This window comes from Prosthecobacter sp. (genome assembly GCF_044222345.1).
Classification (GTDB): domain Bacteria; phylum Verrucomicrobiota; class Verrucomicrobiia; order Verrucomicrobiales; family Verrucomicrobiaceae; genus Prosthecobacter.
Map to the genome: position 1 here is coordinate 1 of NZ_JBGANL010000159.1, position 2,562 is coordinate 2,562.

Below are 2,562 nucleotides of genomic sequence, written 5' to 3' on the forward strand. Positions count from 1 at the left end.
ATCTGCCTGCCACCCAACAAGCAGGCTCAGCCGCGAGAGTCGCCACCGACGGAGGTTGATGCTTTCGCTGACGCCGTGAATCGCGCCGAGGGACTCGAACCTTATGCAGACATTCAGGGAAAGCTGGGTAGATCGTGACCCCTGTGGTGAGGGGAAGGCAAGTAGAGATGGTGACGTTGAGTGAGGTTGAGGGGACGCCAGTTTAAGACCGCTCCAATCAGGGCCGGCGCCGTGGTTTTCAAAATCTGCAGCGGGCTCTGCCATTCCTTGCCGCGATTGGGACGCACGAGGTTGAAGTAATGCCAGTAGGTCGTCACCTTGGCCCAGAAGTCGGCCGGGCCGCTGAAGTCCTCACGATCAAAGAACTCATCCTCCACCAGGCGGTGCACCGTCTCCACGTCGCTCTGCCAGGTGTAACGTTTGGGCGGGATGTAGCGATGCGCGGACCCCAAGGCGCGGACGGTGGCGGGCAGGCCTTGCTCGTCCTGATTTTCCAGAAACTCGCAGCCGTTGTCGGTCTGCCAGACCAGCTGGGCGAGATCCACCCCGTGACCAGCCAGATGCACCGAGAGCTGTTCGGCCAGGAACGTCGCATAGCTTTTGGACAACTCGTCGGCGTAGCCGGTGAAGCAGGCGCCGGAAACCGGTTCCCGCGCGGTGTATTGGAAGCGGGGCAGATTGAGGCGCGTCATCTGCAGCCAGTAATGCGGGATGTCCTGCAAATACTTGGTGTCCGTGGAGAGCTGGCCAAAGAGCCGCCAGTGGCGCTTGAGCGAGCGCAGTTGTTTCTTGGTCGCGGGCTTCTTCTTGCGCGGGCGCACCAGCTGATGCTGGCGGAGGATGCGGGCGATGGCGTTGTGGCTGCACGGCAGGGTGAACTCGTGCTGGAGACGCTCGGCGCCGAAGCCGGTTTGCTTGCGGAGTCTGACGATCTGACCTTCGAGGCCGCGCGCGGTTTGGTGCGGGCAGTGTTTGGGACGGCGGGAGAGTTCGGCCAGGGACGAAGGCTTGCCGGGCTGATGGCGGCGGAGCCATTTACGGACGGTGTTGCGGGAGCAGCCGAACTCACGGGCGGCGGCTTTGAGTCCGTGCCTGCGAGCGAAGGTGACGAGCTTTTGATGGAGCCAGTGGCGGTCAGTGCGCATGCGATAGAGTTCAAAGTAAGAGCTGTGCACCGGCCGAGGGTGGCAGGAATTTGGCGCCGCTGCTGCGCCTGCTCCGGAGCAGGCGCAGCAGCTCCAACATCCGTCGGGTGCTCAACACGTTGATCTTCACCACAGGGGGGTCACGATCTACCCAGCCTTTCCCAATGACGCCCATTTCCTTCTTGCGCGGCCCGGATGCGATCCACATTCTCCGCCGCGAACAAATTAACTGCTGATCACATGTTTTCGCACGTCGTCATCTTCTGGACCCATCCTGACAAACCGAACGCCGTCGCCGATCTCCTCGCCGGCGCCGAAAAATATCTCAAGCCGATCCCCGGCGTGCTGCATTTTCACATCGGCAAGATGGTCGGCAGCCACCGTCCCGTGGTCGATCAATCCTACCAGGTCGCGCTGAACCTCGTGTTCCCGGACAAGAAGGCGCAGGACGATTACCAGGTGCATCCGCTGCACATCGAGTTCGTCGAGAAAGCCTTCAAGCCAAACTGCGCGAAGGTCGTGGTCTACGACTTCGAGTAAACCTCCTCACTCCATTCGCGCCCGCGGATGAAACTGGCGGTGGACGTCCCGCAGCCGGTTCCCCGCCACATGTGTGTAGATCTCCGTGGTGCTGATGCTCGCGTGGCCGAGCAATTCCTGGATCACGCGCAGGTCCGCCCCGTGCTCCAGCAGATGCGTCGCAAAGCTGTGCCGCAGCATGTGCGGCGTGATGTTTCGCCCGATGCCCGCATGGCGCACGCGGTCCTTGATGCGCTTCCACAACGTCACCCGCGAGAAGGCCGTGCCGCGCTTCGTGATGAACACATTTGACGGCGTCTTGCGTCCGACGAGCTTTGGCCGGCCCACGCTCAAATAGCGTTGCAACGCCTCGTTCGCCGCGCGCCCCAGCGGCACCACGCGCTCCTTGTTGCCCTTGCCGATGACGTTGATGAATCCCGCTTCGAGCTGCAGTTGTTCGAGGCGAATCGTGCGCAGCTCGGAGATGCGCAGTCCCGAAGCGTAGGCCAGCTCGAGAATCGCCTGATCGCAAAGCGACGCCGGAGTCTCCGGCACCAGCGGCGTCAGCAGCCGCACAATCTCTTCATTGGTCAGCGCCTTGGGCAGCCGTTTCCAGCGGCGTGGCAACGAGAGGTTCTCCGCCGCGTTCACTGGAAGAAATTTCTCCGTCTCGGCCCAGCGATAGAACGCGCGCAGCGCCGCGATTTCGAGGTAAACACTCTCCGAACTCAATCGCCGCGCGCTTTCCTCCGGCTGATTTTCCAGCGCCCGCTCGCGCTCGTGCTGCAGGAAGCGCATGAGGTGATTCAGTTCCACCTCGCGCCAGCTGTTCAATTCCTCGGCGGCTGCCCACGCAAGAAACTTATTCATCAGCGCGAAGTAGGTCTTCTGGGTATTC

3 protein-coding genes are annotated in these 2,562 nt (G+C 61.9%); 1 reads left to right on the forward strand and 2 read right to left on the reverse strand.

Going from position 1 to position 2,562, the window contains the following annotated elements:
* Positions 1–113: 113 nt before the first annotated feature.
* Complete coding sequence (locus ACILSL_RS27590) at positions 114–1,145, reverse strand: helix-turn-helix domain-containing protein (protein ID WP_395735285.1); 1,032 nt, start codon at positions 1,143–1,145, stop codon at positions 114–116.
* A 240-nt stretch (positions 1,146–1,385) separates the two neighbouring features.
* Between ACILSL_RS27590 and ACILSL_RS27595 the strand changes: the two genes are divergently transcribed.
* Entirely contained in the window at positions 1,386–1,685 is a 300-nt protein-coding gene (locus ACILSL_RS27595; protein WP_395735286.1) for a Dabb family protein, read from the forward strand.
* 6 nt (positions 1,686–1,691) lie between these two features.
* Here the strand turns inward: ACILSL_RS27595 and ACILSL_RS27600 are convergent.
* Positions 1,692–2,562 (reverse strand): tyrosine recombinase (locus ACILSL_RS27600; RefSeq protein ID WP_395735287.1); only part of this gene is annotated, 871 nt, incomplete at its 5' end.